Source organism: Candidatus Eremiobacterota bacterium (genome assembly GCA_031082125.1).
In the GTDB taxonomy this organism is placed as follows: domain Bacteria; phylum Vulcanimicrobiota; class CADAWZ01; order CADAWZ01; family Ess09-12; genus Ess09-12.
Genome location: JAVHLM010000015.1, coordinates 133649 through 151510, shown reverse-complemented (window position 1 = coordinate 151510; position 17862 = coordinate 133649). Strand labels below are relative to the sequence as shown.

Below are 17862 nucleotides of genomic sequence, written 5' to 3'. Positions count from 1 at the left end.
CTCATTTCACCTATTCTCCCTTTCACCGCCTCTCCCTCCCTCCTCTTCAGCGCCAGTCGCCCAACAGGATGAAACCTGCCCAGTAAAAGGGGGAGGCCGTGTCTTTTTTGCCCATCAGTGATATCTTCGCCCTCCTGAGGGCCTCTGACCTGCCAAGGCCTTCCTTGAGGCCCGAATAGAACTCCCTGAACAGGAGAGCCGTTCCCTTGTCCTCTACCCGCCAGAGAGAAGCGATTACCGAGGGGCTTCCCGCGATGGCGAAGGCCGATGCAAGGCTTGCATATTCCCTCCCCGGGTTCTCATCCCCCAGGGCGCTCTCGCACGAACTGAGGACCACTATTGACGCCCCGGGAACCTGGAGCCCATATATGTCTCCGAGGTAGAGCTTTCCCTCGCCTCCTGAGAACTGGATATATGACTTATTGATATCATCTCTGTTGAGGCTGCTGTGAGTGGCAAGGTGTATAATCGAAGCCGAGGGTGCCTCCCTTGTGAAGCGCTCCTTTGTTGCCTCGCTGCCATGGTAGATCCTGGAAGAGCTGAAAATCTTTCCGATATCCTGCACCTCCTGGAGTGACGAGGGCACATCAGATCCAGCGGGAGCCCCAAAGGCGAGGAGGCTTGAAGGTGAAACAGATGCTCCTTTTGATGCGCCAAAAAGCTTTGTTATATCTGAAGAATAGAGGTATCCTACCGAAATTTCCTCGATGAGACTCGGTTTTCCCTCATCGCCAAGCACTTCAAAGGGAATGTACCATAGGAGGCCGCCGGGGATCACTTCAAGCTGTTTCTTCTTTGCTATCTCATCCTTCACAGGCGCAAGGAGATAACGGTAAAGGTGAGCACGGCTCTTCCCCGGGAAGGCACCGTGACGGCGCGAGAAGAGTTCCTCCCTGAACTGCCTCACGAGTGAATAAAGCTGCTCACGGGGCACTTCCACTTTTCTTATGGAAAAGCGGGCCCTGTCCACGAGGAAAATATAGAGGGCCTCCCTGGCCGGGTAATACTGGAGAAGGAGTGTATCCTGGGGAATGATGGGCTGCAGCGCCGCGAGATCGGCTCCCTGCATGGAGAGAAACTGCTCATAGTCAGGGTTTTTCTCCCTGATCTCGTTGATCACGGCAAAGAACTCCTGGCGGGTCTTCGCGAGAATTCCCGAGAGAAAATCAGTCCGTTTCTTATCATCTACATTTTCAAGATCACTCTGGATGGTCTTCATCGCGGAGCCCAGCGATTGCATCCTTTCCAGCAGTTTCTTGAGTTTTTCATCATTTTTAGAGAACTTCACAAGGTCAATATTACCGGCAACGTCAAAAGTTGCCGAGAGGTTAAAACAGCTTAATGCTTCATCATATTTGCCGTTCTTTATCAGAATCGCGAGAGTCCTCTCAAAAAGCTCCTTTACCTGGGCATCTCCCCTGCCTGCCTTCTGCCCTGTCAGGTCACGCCGGGTCATGTCAGAGAGTTCTTTTATCATCTCCCGGTAAAGGGCAAGCGCTTCACTCGCGCTCCCCTTTTTTTCGAGGAGACCGCCGAGCTTCAGCACCGTATCTCTCTCGTCGTAAATGCTCCCGATCGCTCTGAAGCCATCCATTGCCCGCCGGTAAAAGGCAATGGCCTCTTCATCCCTGCCAAGCGCCTCGGCATCTCTCCCCAGGTAAAAGCTGGCAAGCGCGGCAATCATCCTGCTCCCCGATTCTTTCAGCAAAGAGAGCGCTTCATTACTGCACCTGCTCGATTCCTGGTAATTCCCCATCTCGTGGTATTTATTGCTCATCCCCACCAGGATATGGGGGACAAGCCTTGGATTCTGCTGTTTCTTCGCCTCGTCGAGGGCTTCACGGTAATAATGGAGGGCTTTCTCCGGCCCCTCGATGTCCCGCGCCAGCGCGGCCATTGTGCAAAGAAAACTCATTTTCATGTCAGGCTGCAGGCCTGGTCCCTTGGAGCTTACCGCCTCTTTCAGGAGCCTCAGGGCTTCTCTCTTCTTCCCTTCTTCCATGTAGAGCTGGGACATGTAAATATAGCCCATCTGCTCCCACATGGGGGCGCCTCCCTGCATGAAGAGCTCCCTGGCTTTTCCATAATAGGTGATGGCTTCATCATTCCTCCCCCCTGAAAAATAGAAAAAACCGAGGAAAAGGTGGGCCATCCCTTCATCCAGCTTGCTTTTCTTCTCGTGGGCATAGGCAATCCAGTCCCTGTAGCCGCTGAGCACCTGCTCGCGAAGAAGAGGATCGGAAAAGATCTTTTTCATGAGCTCCCCGCTCACCGATTCCTTCATCGAGGTGAAGCGGGAATAACCTTTTATCCCCTGGGAGCTTCTGGACATGGACAGAGCGGTTGAGATGAGATAATATGAGACAGCTCTCTGGGGGGGCTTTGTGAGAGTCTTGATCTCACTGAGTGATGTCCTGATATCTTTCTCTGCCCGCTCCAGATCATAGGTGGCGATAGACACGATAATGGCGCCGAAACGGTTCTGAATCCTGTCAAAGGTATGGGTATCGCCTTCGTTGAAGGCAATGGCTTTGTCATAATACTCCAGGGCGTCCCGGTACATTGACTGCATGAGAAGGGTGTCACCTATCTTCGCACTTATCGCACCGGGGCTCTGGAAATGGAAAAACTCCCTGTCATCGCCCTCCGGCAGGGGAGGAAGCGATGTAGAAAGAGCAAGCGCCTCCCGGTAAAGCTTTATCGCTTGATTGTAACGTGCAAGGAAACTCAGGACGCCTGCCTCTGCCATGAGGCTCTTGAGAAGGCCTCTTTTATCGCCGCATGCCCTGTAGAGATCAACGCTCTCCTTATAAAGGGAGAGTGATGCAATTCTGTCATTCTTGAGGTAGGCAGTGAAATTCCCCTCGAGCTGCTTTTCCCAGGCCCTGTCCCGGGGATCTGTGCACCTGGCGGAGGCCTCTCTCATCTGAGCAAGCAGGGGCTCTAAACCGGATTTATCCTCCGTCGTGTAAATCTGTGAGATAAGAGCATAGCATGAGATGAGCGTGCCATAGTAATCGTGGGATGACTGGTAAAGCGAGAGGGCCTTTCTGCCGTAAAGTGTAGCCTTATCCCACCTGCTGAGGCCCTGGAAGAGATCGGCAAGCTGGAGGTTTACCTGGGCTGCCTTGCCTTTATTCCCGAGATTCTCAAACATGACCGCAGCAGAGAAGAAATCTACCATGGCCTCGTCGGTGCGGTTTTCCGCCCGGCTCACCTCGGCCTGTGCCTGGAGAAGCAGCGCCGCAAGATACGGCCTCCCTGACTCTCTGGCATCGTCCATTGCTGTGGTGCAGGCCTGATGAGCCTTTTCAAATTTTTTTTCAGCAGAGGCAAGCCGCGCGGCTCCCAATGCCGCCAGCAGAGAGCGCTCCCTGTCGCCGCAGGCCGCGGCTCGCTTCGACGCCTCTTCAAAGTTCTTCCCCGCCATGTCGTAAGCCTCGCGCGCGATTAAAAGCCTTCCTCTCAGGAGATAATAATCCGCCGCATTCTCAGGCGAGCTGTCTTTCAGCCCGGAGACCTCCTCAAGGACTTTCCAGGCCTCTGCGCGCCTGTCTTTTGAAAGATAATACCATGCGGTGAGGATACGGCCGGAAGCAATTCCCTCGCTGTTTCCCATGGCGGTGAAGATCCGCTCTGCGTCGGAGGCATCCCGGAAGAGGCTGTCATAAAGGCAGAGCTCGAAGGAAAGGCGGGCACGCCAGAGAAGCGCTTTCGCCTCTGCCGCTCTGTCCTTTTTTCCCCTGGCGATCCTGATCGCCCCATCAAGCTCTCTCCGGCATTCGGCGTACTGGCTCTTTTTAAGGCAGAGAATGCCCTTCTCAAGGCCCCCTGCCGGCTCTCCTGCCTGCAGAGGAGCCATTCCCGCCAAGATGAGAAAGAGAATTATTCCCTCAAGAAAGACTCTTTTCACCATTCTCACCTATCGTCTTCTCTCGAGCCTGCCAGGTGGCTGCTCTTCCCTTATTCTCAGTATTTCCCCTCACCGTTGCAGTAAAAGCATTTCCCCGTGCCGTCGCAGATGTAACATGGATTGCCAACGGCATTCTTCCCCGATCCCGCGGGGTAGCATGCCTGGCACTTCCCCGTGCCGTCACAGCGCTGGCATTTCGTATCGCCGCGGAGCTTCTCCTTGTAGAGGGTCTTCTGGATATTGAGGGTCCCCTTGGCCTTGTCATATTCCATGGTGACAGTCCATGTGCTCTTTCCCTCTTCAATGGGAAAACTGAGGGGCACGAGAAGAGTGCCGCCGCTCTCAAGGGGCGTTATCTCTGAAGGGGCATTGTTCACCGTTATCTTGAGCCCTCCCTCCTTCGCCCACATCGCCCCGAGGGAAAAAAGCAGAATTGCCGCCAGGCAAAACACTGCCGCCCTTGCGCCCCATGTCATGGTCTTTTTCATTGTGACACCGCCTTGTTTTTCTTGACTCTTCTCTATGAATATTCTTCCCCCCGGGGAAATGGACCTTTTCCCCATATCTTGACAGTTTTACAGTAATTTGCTATAATACTGTCAAGATGAACCTGCAAGATGGACACCTCACCATAGAAGAGCTTTCAAGGGAAGTGGAGAACCTGCTGAGGAAAAGGGGCATTGACAGGAGCCTCCCCGACAACCGTGTCTCCTCGGTGCCCGATACAAGGACCATCAGGTACTATACCACGCTGGGCCTTCTTGACAGGCCTTCCCAGTCGGGCCGCCACGCCCATTACGGGAAACGCCATGTGCTCCAGCTCATGGCAGTCAAGGCTCTCCAGGCCCTCGCACTTCCCCTCTCCCGGATACAGGAAAAACTCTACGGGCTGAGCAATGATGAGCTGGAGGCCATGCTCACCGCCGTCGAGGAGGCCCGGAAGGATGAAGGTCCTCGGCCGCTCCCCGTCATCTCGCTCCAGGAGATTATCCTTGAGCCCGGCTTCAAGATCGTGGCGGAAAAAGGGTGGGAGCCCCCGGGCGACCCCTCACTGCTGCTTCAAAGGTTCAAAGCGGCCCTTGCCGCATTAAAAAATGCTTCTTGCTGAAGCGAAAGGAGCCCATACCATGGCTGGAACGACAAAGACAGAACTCCCTCTTCTCGAGCTGAAAGGCGAGCCCCTCAAGAGGGCCCTCGGGATGCTCACCCTCAGCACTCCCGGCGGCAAAGTGGCGCTTCCCCTTGCCTCGGTGGATATCACCGCATGCGTCACCGAGCGTATCGCCGAGGTGACGGTGACAGAGGTATTCAGGAATACCTTCACTGAGCACCTGGAGGCGGTCTACATCTTTCCCCTCGCAGGGGGCGCCGCCGTCACTTCCTTCGAGATGAAGGTGAAGGACAGGGTGATAAAGGGAGTCGTGAAGGAGCGCGAGGAGGCCCGCCGGGATTACCAGAAGGCCCTCAGTGACGGCAAGAGGGCCGCTCTGCTGGAAAAGGAGCGCGATGATGTGTTCACCGTGCAGGTGGGAAACGTGCCTCCCGGAGAGGAGATTTCCGTCAAGATCACCTACTGTGAGGGGCTCCCTTACTTTGAGGACGGCTCGACGGAAATCAGGCTGCCTCTCGTGGTGGCGCCCCGCTATATCCCCGGGGCGCCCCTGGAAAGGGATCAGGTGGGCCGGGGTGTTGAAGATGACACCGACGTGGTGCCTGACGCCTCCCGCATTACCCCGCCGCGCCTTGTCCCCGGGATGGATCCCGCCGTGCGCCTCGGCATCAGGGTGGAGTTCCTGCCATCTTCACACAAGGGAGAACAAGGCTTTGCCGACCTGGTGTGCTCACAGCACGCCACCAGGACGTCAAACGATAACGGCACCATCACCGTGGAACTCGCCCGCGAGAGCGAGCGCCTCAACAGGGACTTCGTGCTTCGCTGGCGCCTCGCCGGCGAAAAAGTCACCACCAGGTTCATCACGGCCCTGAGCGCTCAGGGAGAACGGTACGGCATGATCTCACTGGTTCCTCCTCTCAGGGAAGGCTTCAGGGGCCTTGCCCGTGATGTCGTATTCATCCTTGACCGCTCCGGCTCGATGGAAGGCATCAAGATGGCCTCGGCAGCGAGGGCCTGCGCGCTCCTGCTGGCAACCCTCGAGCCCAGGGACCGCTTTGCCATCCTGGCCTTTGACGACAAGGTGGAATGGATGGAGCAGTCAGCCGAGGGCAAGGTGCACTGCTTCGTCCATGCCGACGAGGATGGACAGGAGAAGGGGAACAGGTTCCTGCGCGGCATTGACAGCCGCGGAGGAACAGAGATTGACCGGGCGGTAAACGATGCCCTCTCGAAGATTTCATCGCGGCAGGAATCGGCGGCCCTGCCCCTTATCGTGCTCCTTACCGACGGGCAGATCGGCGATGAGTCCCGGGTCCTCAAGACCATCCAGAAGTCTCTCGGCAGCACGCGGATCTTCACGGTGGGCATTGATACCGCTGTCAACGAAGGCTTCCTGAAGAGGCTTGCCGGCCTTGGAGGAGGCACCGCCGCCTTTGTGGCGCCGGGAGAGTCGCTCGAGAAAGCCCTCAGGACCATAGGACGCGAAATCGGCGCTCCCATAGTAACTGACATCTCGATAGCCGACGAAGGTGCCCAGGCCGACAGGGCGTCGCTGGCACCTTTCCCCGTTGCCGATCTCTTTGCGGGGAAGGCAACCTGCGTCTATTTCACCCACAAGGCAGTGGGAGCGCTGAAAGTAAAGGGGCGCCATATCGACGGCTCTTCCTTTGAGGAGACCATAACCCCCGAGGAACTGCCCCTCCATGCCCTCTCTTCCCTCTGGGCGCGATCCCGCATTGCCGACCTGGAAGACCGATTCAGGATAGAGCCCCAGAGGCAGCAGGAGATAAAGAGGGAAATTATCGCCATATCTACAGGCCACAGCATCCTCTCTCGCTTCACGGCATTCATCGTCGTCGATGAGAGCGAGATCGTCAACAAGGATGGCTCGCGGCGAACGGTGGTGCAGCCCGTGGAAATGCCGGACCAGTGGGACATGAAGCTCAAGCAGCAAAGCGCGCCAAGGGGAGCAGGTGCCCCTGCTCCGGGCTTCATGGCAAGTCTCTCAGCAGCGATGCCGATGATAACGGCAGCTGAGTGCTTCTCCCCAGCGATGGATGAGTGCTTTGAGGGTGCGATAGCCGCTGAAGGAATGCCCGGTCCTATGAAATCAATCTCAAGGATGGCGAAGACAATAGGAGATATCGCCGCAAAAGGCAAGTCCACGAGCCCTGTCAGGAATGAACTCGTGCCGAAGCCCGAGCCCATGGAGAAGAAACCGCAGATGCAAAGGCAGAAGGCCCCCTCCATCCCCTTCGGCCAGGCCCTCGAGGAGTACAGGAAATCGGTCGAGGAGGCCCTCCAAAAGCTTAAAAAAGGACAGCTCCCCGACGGCGAGCTCATGGAAAAGCCCCGCAAGGCTCTCCTGGAAATCCTTGGGGACTACGAGAGAGCCCATGAGCTTCCCGAGCTTATGAAGTTCCTGCGCACCGAGGCCGTGGAGCTCGTGGCCTCGCTTTCCGTGCCGGGTGTGAAGCCCCAGTCGCTTGCGGCCCTCTTTGAAAAGCATTACAAGGCTCTCGAGCTTATCCTGAAAAATATCGGCGCCAAAGGCACTGCACCACCTGATGCCGCAGGCGCCTTCTGGGAGGAAACCATATAGAGGCCCTCCCGGGAAAATCGAAAAGCCCCGGCCGTCGAGGCCAGGGCTTTTTTTATTCAAGCCATGATTGAGCCCTTATGAAGCCGCAGCCTCATTGCGACCGGCCTTCAGCTTCAATGCGTCGATAACCTGCCCGGAGTAAGTGATCCAGAGCCAGTAGAGAAAGGCCAGGAAGAATGCCGTCATTCCGTACTTGAAGAACTCTCCAAGGTGTGTGCGGACGGCGATGAGCACTATAAGCGAAAGAACCGCCATGGCACCCGCTTTCCTTGTGACACCGCGGTTCGCCAGGGCCACGCCCATGGCCAGCACCGCGCCGAAGGAAACCAGCAGAAGCGCCGAGTATATCCAGTTCTGGTAGCAGTATGCTATGACGGCAGGGCTCCTGTCAATGACCAGGAGCTTGTTGAAGCGGTAGAGCCTTCCCGCCTGGGGTATGCTTATCTTGACGGGGTTGACTCCTTTGGTGCTGCTCGACACTACCTGGTCGATCCTTGCCAGGGTGGCTCCCTCAAAGTCACGCTGCCTTGCAATTGAGGGCTTCATCTGTAACTTGTCTTTTCCCGCAACACTTATTTCTGATTCCTCCTTCATGCATTTCTTTTCCATGGCGGCTTCATTCTGCTGAAGGTCGCCAGGTGCGCTTACCCTCTCAGTGACCATACGGACGTCGGACTCGGTGACAAGCTGCATCGTTCCACCGAACCTGAGCACGCGCTGCTCCCTGGGAAGGTAGAGGGACCAGTAGAAATCCGATATGGGGATACTGCAGAGGGGGGGAAGCACCTTCTTGGCCGTGAATCCCCTGAACTCTCCCAGGTCAGTGAGGTAGGTGATCTCCACGATGAAAGCCTCAGCTGCGCCCTCCCCTTTTGACTTCAGGAGGGGGATCTTGACGGCATCGCCCTTGCCTTTTACAGGCTTCACCGGCAGGTTGTTTACGAAGGCGCCAAGGAGCCTGCTGCGGAGAGGAAGGGTGAGATCGAGGTACTGCTTCTCATTGTTCCTCATCTCGTAGGTCAGGGTGGTGATGCCAGTCCCTTCATCGTTTACCACGGTAATGGCCCTGGCAATGTCAATGGTGGTGGCAAGCACAGGCACCTCGTCCAGTTTCCTCGTTTCAAGGGAGATCTGGCAGGGAATGGCCTGGTATTTGAAAGCCAGCAGGATTGGCTTTGCCGCCTTATTTCTCACTTCGAGAGGGAGGTCCTTCTCGTCGATCCTCCCTGCGCCCTGGAGGCCCGCCATGGTGATCTCAATGTTATCCTCGGAGAGGCAGCCGAAAGTGCCCTTCTGGCGCTCCACGCCCAGGAGGCTGAGCTGCGGCAGGGGCCATGTGCTGTTAATCTTCCCGATTGGCTTTTCATATTCCACGGTGAGCGTGTATGAGCCCTCGACACCCGATGAGAGAAGGACGCTGATCACATCCTCATCTTTTCCCTCTTTCTTTTCCCAGTTAAGGAAATTCGCGCCGCTCACGTTCACTATGCCTGCACCCTTGGGGATTGCAAATGAGAACTGGCTCACCTTGTTATAAAGTATGGAGTAGTTGATGAAGCTCGTGGCGGTGATGGCGTCCTGTTTCACCGAGAGAATCGTGTCGATGACGGCATAGAGTTTCGGTCTCTCGTTTTTTGCGGCCTTTATCACCGACGGTATGACCGCTTTGGGAGTCCACGAGATAACGACATCATTTTCTGCCGAAGGGATCGTTGCCTCAACAACCGTTTTCCCGTTCTTCTCATATTGCGACTTGATTATAGCTGATGCTATCGACACCTGGGCCCTCGTCATGGGCACCACGGCATCGATATTGGACACCGTTGTCTGGGGGACCGCGAAAGCTATGGAAGTCGTGTTGCTATTTTTGGATGTGTTCACATAAAAGGCCACCTTGAGGCTGTGGGTGCCCTCGCCTTTTCCCATGAAGCAATAGTTTCCATCCTTTACAAAGAGGGGCAGCTCATTGCCGTCAAGCTGGACGCTGCTTATGGCCACGCTTTTTTTCACAAAAGGCACTTCAACCCATCCCGAGCCGTAGATGACCAGGGAGATATCTCCCTCCACACGGGCGTTCCACGGCGTTGCCGTGACGGCATAGCGGCCGCTTGTGAAGATATACCTGACCGGCAGGGTCTCGCCTGGTGCCTTCGGGGCTGTGGGAGCACCGCCCGGAGAAGGCGGCTTCTTGGTGAGGTTCAGAAAGGTCTGGAGAGGCAGGGTGACGGTTCCGCCAGAGACATTCTCCTCTCCCCAGGCTTGAGGGACTGATGCCGTCATTATCACGGCGGCCAGCAGGGCGATGATCATGGCAGTGATTTTCCTTATCATGGCTTATCCTCCCTTGAATTTTTCTGACTGCAGAGATAGGCGCATGAGCATGAAAAATATTGCATCAGGGCAGGGAATTCTGCATGGTCCGGAACTGCGAGGAATCATGGCATCTGCGGGCGAAGTCTTATACCTCAGCGACCGATCGGGGGGGATTTGCTCTGCCATGAGAAGAAGACGCCCGGGGATAGCCCTTCTCACCGCCCTTCTCATCCTTGTATTTCTCTTCCTGCTGGGCCTCACTTATAGATTCTACTGCGACCAGCACCTGATCTTCACAAGCGATGTGGCCCGCCGCAACCAGCTTTACTACCTTGCCGAGGCCGGCATTGAATACTGCATTTATGATCGGGTCAACTGGCCTTCAGGATCCCCCCCGGCAGGGACCTTCCCCCTTGAATTCCCCTCTGGTTATGTAGAAGTTGACGTGATAGACGCAGGCGGTAACCTGGCTCTCATCTCGAGGGGGATGCTGCGGCGGACCCTCAACGATTCTCTCTTTTCCAGAAATGGCGTGGTCACCATTAGGGCCACAATAAGCACATCAGGAGAGATACTGTCATGGCGCGTGGAATAATTAAGCGCTCCTCAGGGAGGGGATTCAGCCTTACCGAGGTGCTCATTGCCATGGTGATATTCACCATCGGCATTATCGCCATCATGTACCTCTTCCCGCTGGGGATGCAGGAGATAAGCCGCACGAAGGACCTCACCGCAGCTATCTTTCTCGGGCAGGCCAAGCTCGAGGAGGTCCTGTTGCTCCCCGCCCACGTGGCACCTGTCGAGGAAAGCTCCTTTACCGAATACCCTTCGCTTTTCTTCAGGGTCACGAAAACAGCCTTTCAGAACAAGCCTTCTCTTATCCAGATTTCCGTAGAGGTCTCAAAAATGAGGGATGGAGGATCGGTGACCATCATGCGCTACGATGCCTTGAAAGGGGCGGGAGGCAACATTGAGAACAACTTTTAGACGGCCCCGGGGAGTGAGCCTCGCAGAGGTGCTGATTGCCTGCCTGCTTCTTCTCCTTTTCATGGGCGCCTGCTACACCCTTGTCACCAGGGCCCTGCGCACTTTCAGGGGGAGCGATGAGCGCCTGTACCTCCTCACGCAGGTAAGGATTGTATCGTATGCCCTCACCAAGGATATAAGGGGGGGAGAGGAGATTGTCGTTCCGAGGCCCTCCCTTATATCCATGAATGAAACCCCGCTCACTACAAGCGTACTTACCCTCAGAATCGTTCAGAACGGCATGATATACGCGGTATCATACTCCCATGACATGGCAAGGCAGTCCGTCGTGAGATCGCTCTATGATTATTCAACATTCAATGCCGAGCTCCCCGAGACCTGGGTAGCGCTGGAAAGCAAGGATATTGGGAAAAAAATTGAGCTCCTCACCTTTACCTGGGAAGACAGGGTGCAGCCCCAGGATCCCTCCATCATAACCAATCCTGCCCTGAATCCCCTCTCGCCCCACACGGTTCGGTTCGCTATGAAATCTCTGGACGCCCCCGGCTACCAGGGCTCGGGTATGTATCTCTGGTCAAAAGTGCGCATGAGGCAGTAAGGCTACGGGTAAGTCTTCATCCATATGGGCGCCGTGAAGGCCGTATAGGTATTCGAGACGCCCACCCGCTTTTTCACCTCGTATAAATCCCTCGCATTTTGAAGGCCCGTGATATCGGGCCGATGGTAAACGGCCTTTCCGTATATACAGCGGTAGCGGGATATATCATCGAAGATGCGGAAAAAGGTCCTGTTCTTGACCTCCTTGTCCCTGTGGCGGTCGAAAAAATAATTTCTCATGGGCGAGTGGAGCCCCGTGCATGAGACCTCCTTTGCCGCGAGCTGCCCCGGGGCATATTCATAGACCACCACGAAAGAGGCGCCGTCCAGGTAGAGATTGTCCTTGGGAGTATTGGCACTGTAGTCTACGGTGAGCTCGGCTTTCACGGGCCCCTGCAGATCCCTGCTCTCTCCCATCGTGGCAATGACGGAGCCGGAGGAATAATCCTTGAGCTGGAGCTTCAGGGAGCTCTGCTGGCCGGAAACGATAAAAGAGCTTATGTAGACGCGCCTGGAAGTCCTCAAGTGCTCCAGGAGGGCTGCCAGGGCATCGATGGTCTCATAGAACTCTCGCCGCGGCGTGGGGATGGCGTCCATGTAATCCTTCTCAAGCCACATTCCCATATAGGCTGCTACATTCCCGGAAGTGCTCGCGGTGTGGAATCCAAATACGGGGAATACCCTCCACATCCCCGCAAGCACGTTCCTGTAGGTGCCCTCCGAGACTGAGAGCCTCCCGGTGCCGTCAATAGATGTGACATCACAGCCGGCCATCATATCCCTGAGGCCTGAGCTGGCGTCATATTTCTGCCTGAAATACTCCGCCGTGGCGCCGGCGGGCCATGGCATGGTAAAAAAGCAGAGACCGCCCTGCCCGCTGCTGCCTTTAAGCCAGGAATTGAAGCCATTGAGCGTTTTCACCTGCGGTGTCCAATAAGGATGGATCTCGTAGGGCAGCTTGTTCTTGAAGGACATGCCGTCTTTGTCGCTTGCCGCGAAAATGCCGTCCATGAGACCGACAAGAAATGCCATGGCAACGATATTGCTGGTGCCCGGATTACTCTGCAGGTAGCCGTCCAGCTTTTCTTTGAAATATGCCAGGTCATCGACTATGCCATGGTCAGCGTCATCAGGAGTTCCGCCGCCAAGGTGGTTTCCGTCTCCCACGGCGGCAAGATAAGCGTAAGGCTCTTCATTGGTCACGAAGGATTTCCCCATGAAGGGAGGCTGCTCGTTGTCTGTGCTCGAGCAGATTCCCTTGGTGCTGAGAACCGCCACGGAGGGCTCATCGGCGTTGCCCGTCCACGTGAAGCCGGGAAATAGAGCGAAGGTCTTATCACTCACATAGTAGGCCTCCCCCTTGGTAAGAAGCCACGTGCGCAGGTTATGACCCGATCCCATATCCGCGAATACAATCAGATTCAGCCCGAGGGCGCGAAGTGCCGTCGAAGTGCCGTCAATGGTGGCAGTGCCGCCGGAGATCTGTGTCTTTGCGGCGAAATTGCCCTTGTAGAGCACGGTGTCCGTATAAGGCCACTCACTCCATGTCGTGTCAGGGAATGCCGGGCTTGTGTATGAAAGAATAAAAAGGCAGAGGGAAATAATGAGAATTTTCCCTCTGCCCATAGCCTACCCTCCCGGTTTGGTCTTATGCTTATTATACCATGCCGCAGGCAGCCAAAGCCACCTTACTGGCTCTCCGCCACGGCATAGGTGAAATACGCCACGTCTTTCGCCAGTTCCCTCGTGATGCCCCTGAAGGCTATTGAGCCGAAGGAAGGATAGGCGCTGGTGATGGAGACGCTCTCCCCCGTGGCCATCAGCACCTTGCTCCTGTTGTAAAGCTTGACGGTGAGCCTGCACTTTGCGGGGCGCGTTCCTTTCCACTCCTTGAGGTTGAAGCAGTAAAGGGTATCCATGGTCTCAGAGGGGAAGCTGAACTCCAGCGTGTTCCCGCCATCAACGGGGTAAGGCCCCATGCGGAAATCGTAGAACTTGTCCTGGCCAGATGCCGCACCTGCGAGAAAAATCACCATAATGACCGACAGCAGTAAAAGAATCTTTTTCATGGAAACCTCCTTCTTTATAAACCCTGGGTATTATTCTCCCTGTCTTGCCCCTCTTTCCGCATGCTTGATAAAAAGCTCCTGGACTTTCCCGAGCTCCACCGGGGCCGCGCCGGGAAAAACCTGGTGAAAGCCGTCATCCTGCCCCTCCTCTGATTCCAGGAAGAGACTGTACCAGCGGGTTTCATAATCGGGGAGCTTCTGCTGCGCCGCCGAAAGAGTGCTTTGCTCCTTAATAAAGGAAGCCACGAGCTTTTTCTCCTCTTCAGTCTTCCCGGCGTAGACCGGCTCGCCCTTCCTGCTTAGGGCGGCATCATAGAGCTTTATGATGCCGTATTTCTCAGGGAGAGCTTTCAGGGCTTCCTTGATTTTGTCATTCTGCGCGGTGATGCTTTTCAGCTTCTCAGCGCTCCAGCGGGGCTCAAGCCTGAAAATGAAGCCACAGAGCGCTTTTTTCCCATATTTCCTGATGCGCGCCTCCCTTTCTTCCGGTTTTTCCGCAGGCGCATTGATCCTGTTTCCCGCAAGGACCCACACGGGGTCGCTCCGCTCTACCATAAGGCGGTCCTCGTCAATCCAGAGCTTCCAGCCCGCGGGGAGGGCAGCGGCTATGGCACTGAGGCAGGGATCATCCTGGTGCTTCACACTCACCAGGTCTTCATCCTCCCACTTCACATCGGTGATGCCATGCTGTGCCGCGTATGCCTGCGCCTCGGGAAGAGAGGAAAAGATCCTGGTGGTTTCATATTCGCAGAACTGCTTTTTCCCGTCAATCACTACCTCGATGACGCGCCGCTGGGCTTCACCGGGTGGAAGAAGCTCCAGGAGGCAGTATCTCCTTTCCTGGGCGGCAGCGCATTTCGCACAGCGCGCCGGGCCCCTCTTGCAGTGCGCAACGGCAGACTTTCTTATGATGAAGCGACGCTCGCTCCCTTCAACACTCCACGCGCCGGGTAATGAATGCAACAGCATAATGACCATGATCAAGGCTGCACCTCCAAAAAATGCTGCACGGCGGATAGATCTCATTTCCAATCCTGATCTCATTTCCAATCCTGATCTCATTTCCAATCCCCCTGCCCCCTTTCCAGTATTTCGACGGCCTCGAGAAGCTCCCTGAAATCCCTTACCACGAAATCCGGCTCCGTGCCCTCCCTCTCCTTGTCGCCATGGTCGGTCATGAAGAGCACTGTTTTCATCTCAGCCTGCCGTGCGCCGTAAATATCTCTGTATATGTCATTTCCCACGAACAGCGCCTCACCGCCCTTCACCTTGAGAGCCGACAGGGCATGCTGGAAAAGCCTCGGGTCCGGCTTTCGGTACCCGTAGTCGCCCGAGATGATCACCGGGGAAAAATAGCCGCCGATCCCTGCCAGCTCCATCTCGGGAACTGCGTAGGCGCTCTGTGCGTCGGTGACCACGGCGAGGGGATATCTCTCCTTCAGGCTTTCCAGCACCTCTTTCACCCCGGGGTAAAGCTCCAGGCGCTTACGGGAAATCCCCCTGTAGAGCTGAGCGAGGAAAAGAGCCATGTATTTATGCTCTCTGGCGGTGAGGCACTTGATGCGCTTAGTCTCATAGCGGCTGATGATTTCCCTGAATATGGCAACGGCGTCAAATTCAGGGTATTGCTCACCACCGGCATGCCGCTGCTCATCCATTATGGAGAAGTAGAGGGACCTGACCTCGTGCCTGTGGAGCCTGATGCCGTAATAGGAGAGAAAGTGGCCGATGGCCCTGTAGATCTCCTCCATGCCCTCATCGGTAAGGACGTCCACCAGGGTTCCATTGACGTCGAAGAGTATGGCCTTGAGAGTCATTCGCCGCTCCTGAGGGTGTGGAAGGCCTCCGCTATGAGCCGCAGGCGGTGCTCTTTCTCACACCAGTCATTCCTGGCGATCCTCAGAAGCGTCTCTGCCATGTAGAAAGGAATCCTCGCAGTGATTGAGAAAAAGGCCCTCACCCTGTCGGGGAAATGCGATGAATAAGCACCGAGAAGGTGGCCGATGAAAGGCTCGGCGCTCTGTCCCTCTCCCCTTGCCATGAGGAACATGTGCTTCAATTCGCCGGCAATCCTGCCGAGGTCATGGGCCCTGTCGGCGCGCTTCAGGCGCTCAAGATCGATGGCCGTTACCGAGATGCCGCCGCTGAATATGAAATTGGAGGGCGTGGCATCACCATGGATAAGGACCTGGCGGTCTTCCCACATCTCGGGGCGGTCATGCCACCTCCCGCAGAAGAACATGAAATCCTCCGCTTCTTCATACCCTATCAAGGATTTTTCTTGAAGCTGCTCCATAAGCTTCCCCATGTAGGAGCATTCCTGGCGGAAGTACACCGGGTGGCCGTTGGCAGTCCTGTTGTGAAGCGTGGCCAGGAAAAAGCCAAGGGCTGTGAGGCATTCATAAAGCCCGCCTTCGTCACCGTCATAAAGGGCCCTGTCGATAAAGGCTGAGAGGGGCTCGCCCTTGCAGAACTCCTCAAAAAGGACATTGTTGCAGGATGCGTTGAAAGCAAGGGGCCTCGCGACATAGTGAGGATAGTCATGGAGCCCATAGCTCCTGAGGAGGCTCAGGTTGTGGAACTCGTGGAGGGCACAGCGCCCTGCATGATCATTATACCCCTCGTGAGACCGTGAATAAAACTTGCCCACCACGGCAGGGCCGCCTTCGCATTCGTAAAGATAAACGTCCTTTGAGCTGTTGGCCTTGAAGACATGATATTCATTGCCTCCGGGAGCCACCCCGAGAAGAGGCATTACATCCTCGTCAAGACAGTAATAGAGGGGGTCAAGCCTTGAGAGCCTGCCGCAGTATTCGCCGTTCATAGCAATAACCTGTATCTGAATTTTCCTGGTTGCAGAATCAGTATCCCTATTATACCCGATCCTGCAAGTTCTTTCAATGCGCCGCAGGGGGGATTAAAAAGGCCGGGTCTCCCCGGCCTTGTGGCTGGCGTAAAAGACCCCGACTGCATATCACGGGAATATGCCGCGCTCCTTATATGTTTTCTCAAGCCTGCTCAGGGCCACCATGTATGCCGCTGTCCTCCAGTCCACCTTGTGATGGAGCGACGTTTCACGGACCCTCTGGTAGCTGCTCACCATCTTCTTGTGGAGCTTGTCGTCAACCTCTTCAAGCTCCCATATCTCGCTTCTCTTGTTCTGGAGCCACTCAAAGTAGCTTACGATCACTCCCCCGGCGTTGCAGAGAACATCTGGAATAAGATCGATCTTCTTCTGCCGGAGAATTTTATCACCGTCAATATCGGTGGGACCGTTGGCCCCTTCGGCGATGAGCTTTACATTCAGGAGAGGCGCGGTGTCCTTCGTTATCTGGTTCTCCAGGGCCGCAGGGATGAATATGTCGGCCTTTGTGGCAAGAAACTCCTTGTGGCTTATCTCACTGGCATGAGCGAATCCCTTGACGCCTCTTTTCTTCTTCACGTGATCCGCGAGGGCGAAAGGGTCAATCCCTTTGGGATTGGCGAGGGCGCCTGTATGGTCCTCGACGGTGATAAGCCTGCTCCCATGGGGATGGAGGAGCCTGGCAGCCCATGAGCCTACATTGCCAAAGCCCTGGACCATATAGGTGGCGCGCTTGAGATTAAATTTCCTGTCCTTGGCCCATTCTTCGATGGTATATACAACACCCTGGCCGGTGGCCTTGTCCCTTCCGAGGCTCCCGCCCGACTCGATGGGCTTCCCCGTCACGACGTGGACACAGCGCTGGCGCTCATGGGGAGGCATGGTCGAGAGGTAGGTGTCAAGAATCCATGCCATTATCTGGGCGTTGGTGTTCACGTCAGGAGCCGGGATATCGTACTCGGGGCCGATGTTCGCGCCGAGAGCAAAGGTGAAGCGCCTTGATATCCTCTCAATCTCATGGTCGGAATACTTCGCGGGATCAAGCTGGATGCCCCCCTTGGCACCGCCGTAAGGGATATTGGCAATGGCGGACTTCCAGGTCATCCAGGTGGCAAGGGCCCTCACCTCGTCAATATCGACGGCGGGATGAAAGCGGAGCCCTCCCTTGTAAGGGCCGAGGGCATTGTTATGCTGGACGCGGTAGCCTGTGAACATCTCTATCCTGCCGTCATCCATCTTCACAGGAAAGTTCACAATCACCTCATTGGTGGTCCTTGACAGTATGGCCCTGATGTCGGAATCGAGCTTCATCAGGTCAGCAGCATGGTTGAACTGCGTGATCACGTTCTGGTACACGCTCTGTCGTTCTTTGACTGATGACATGCAAATTCTCCTTTCCGGTCT

Annotated in this window: 14 protein-coding genes; 5 read left to right on the top strand and 9 right to left on the bottom strand. The window is 55.8% G+C overall.

Annotated elements, in window-relative coordinates; translation table 11 throughout:
* Positions 1–46: 46 nt before the first annotated feature.
* On the bottom strand, positions 47–3916 hold the full coding sequence (locus RDV48_17210) for a CHAT domain-containing tetratricopeptide repeat protein (protein ID MDQ7824545.1): 3870 nt from the start codon (positions 3914–3916) through the stop codon (positions 47–49).
* A gap of 53 nt (positions 3917–3969) precedes the next feature.
* Positions 3970–4401: a hypothetical protein gene (locus RDV48_17205; GenBank protein MDQ7824544.1), complete on the bottom strand. Its 432-nt coding sequence runs from the start codon at positions 4399–4401 to the stop codon at positions 3970–3972.
* A gap of 116 nt (positions 4402–4517) precedes the next feature.
* Between RDV48_17205 and RDV48_17200 the strand changes: the two genes are divergently transcribed.
* Together RDV48_17200 and RDV48_17195 are read left to right on the top strand one after the other, a co-directional pair.
* Positions 4518–5021 (top strand): MerR family transcriptional regulator, encoded by a 504-nt coding sequence (locus tag RDV48_17200; GenBank protein MDQ7824543.1) that lies wholly within the window; start codon positions 4518–4520, stop codon positions 5019–5021.
* Positions 5022–5040: 19 nt separating this feature from the next.
* Positions 5041–7629 (top strand): VIT domain-containing protein, encoded by a 2589-nt coding sequence (locus RDV48_17195; protein ID MDQ7824542.1) that lies wholly within the window; start codon positions 5041–5043, stop codon positions 7627–7629.
* Between the two features lie 75 nt (positions 7630–7704).
* Here RDV48_17195 and RDV48_17190 read toward each other — a convergent pair whose 3' ends face one another.
* A complete protein-coding gene (locus RDV48_17190; protein MDQ7824541.1) occupies positions 7705–9960 on the bottom strand; it encodes a hypothetical protein in 2256 nt (751 codons plus the stop codon).
* Between the two features lie 166 nt (positions 9961–10126).
* On the opposite strand from RDV48_17190, the gene RDV48_17185 reads away from it, so the two are divergent.
* The 3 genes from RDV48_17185 to RDV48_17175 are packed head-to-tail and all read left to right on the top strand — an operon-like array spanning position 10127 to position 11527.
* The gene (locus tag RDV48_17185; protein ID MDQ7824540.1) at positions 10127–10537 is read left to right on the top strand and encodes a hypothetical protein; all 411 of its coding nucleotides are present in this window, start codon (positions 10127–10129) and stop codon (positions 10535–10537) included.
* Positions 10522–10929: a prepilin-type N-terminal cleavage/methylation domain-containing protein gene (locus tag RDV48_17180; GenBank protein ID MDQ7824539.1), complete on the top strand. Its 408-nt coding sequence runs from the start codon at positions 10522–10524 to the stop codon at positions 10927–10929. The genes RDV48_17185 and RDV48_17180 overlap by 16 nt, the downstream gene beginning before the upstream one ends.
* Positions 10913–11527, top strand: coding sequence for a hypothetical protein (locus RDV48_17175; protein MDQ7824538.1), 615 nt, complete (start codon positions 10913–10915; stop codon positions 11525–11527). Before RDV48_17180 ends, RDV48_17175 begins: the two co-directional genes overlap by 17 nt.
* A gap of 2 nt (positions 11528–11529) precedes the next feature.
* Here RDV48_17175 and RDV48_17170 read toward each other — a convergent pair whose 3' ends face one another.
* The 6 genes from RDV48_17170 to RDV48_17145 all read right to left on the bottom strand — a co-directional run bounded on the left by RDV48_17170 (position 11530) and on the right by RDV48_17145 (position 17841).
* The gene (locus tag RDV48_17170) at positions 11530–13152 is read right to left on the bottom strand and encodes a hypothetical protein (protein ID MDQ7824537.1); all 1623 of its coding nucleotides are present in this window, start codon (positions 13150–13152) and stop codon (positions 11530–11532) included.
* Between the two features lie 62 nt (positions 13153–13214).
* Positions 13215–13595 (bottom strand): hypothetical protein, encoded by a 381-nt coding sequence (locus RDV48_17165; protein ID MDQ7824536.1) that lies wholly within the window; start codon positions 13593–13595, stop codon positions 13215–13217.
* Between the two features lie 30 nt (positions 13596–13625).
* On the bottom strand, positions 13626–14573 hold the full coding sequence (locus tag RDV48_17160; GenBank protein MDQ7824535.1) for a hypothetical protein: 948 nt from the start codon (positions 14571–14573) through the stop codon (positions 13626–13628).
* A gap of 80 nt (positions 14574–14653) precedes the next feature.
* Entirely contained in the window at positions 14654–15412 is a 759-nt protein-coding gene (locus RDV48_17155; protein MDQ7824534.1) for an HAD family hydrolase, read from the bottom strand.
* Positions 15409–16419: a phosphotransferase gene (locus tag RDV48_17150; protein MDQ7824533.1), complete on the bottom strand. Its 1011-nt coding sequence runs from the start codon at positions 16417–16419 to the stop codon at positions 15409–15411. The genes RDV48_17155 and RDV48_17150 overlap by 4 nt, the downstream gene beginning before the upstream one ends.
* Before the next feature lie 150 nt (positions 16420–16569).
* Entirely contained in the window at positions 16570–17841 is a 1272-nt protein-coding gene (locus RDV48_17145; protein ID MDQ7824532.1) for a Glu/Leu/Phe/Val dehydrogenase, read from the bottom strand.
* Between the last annotated feature and the right edge of the window lie 21 nt (positions 17842–17862).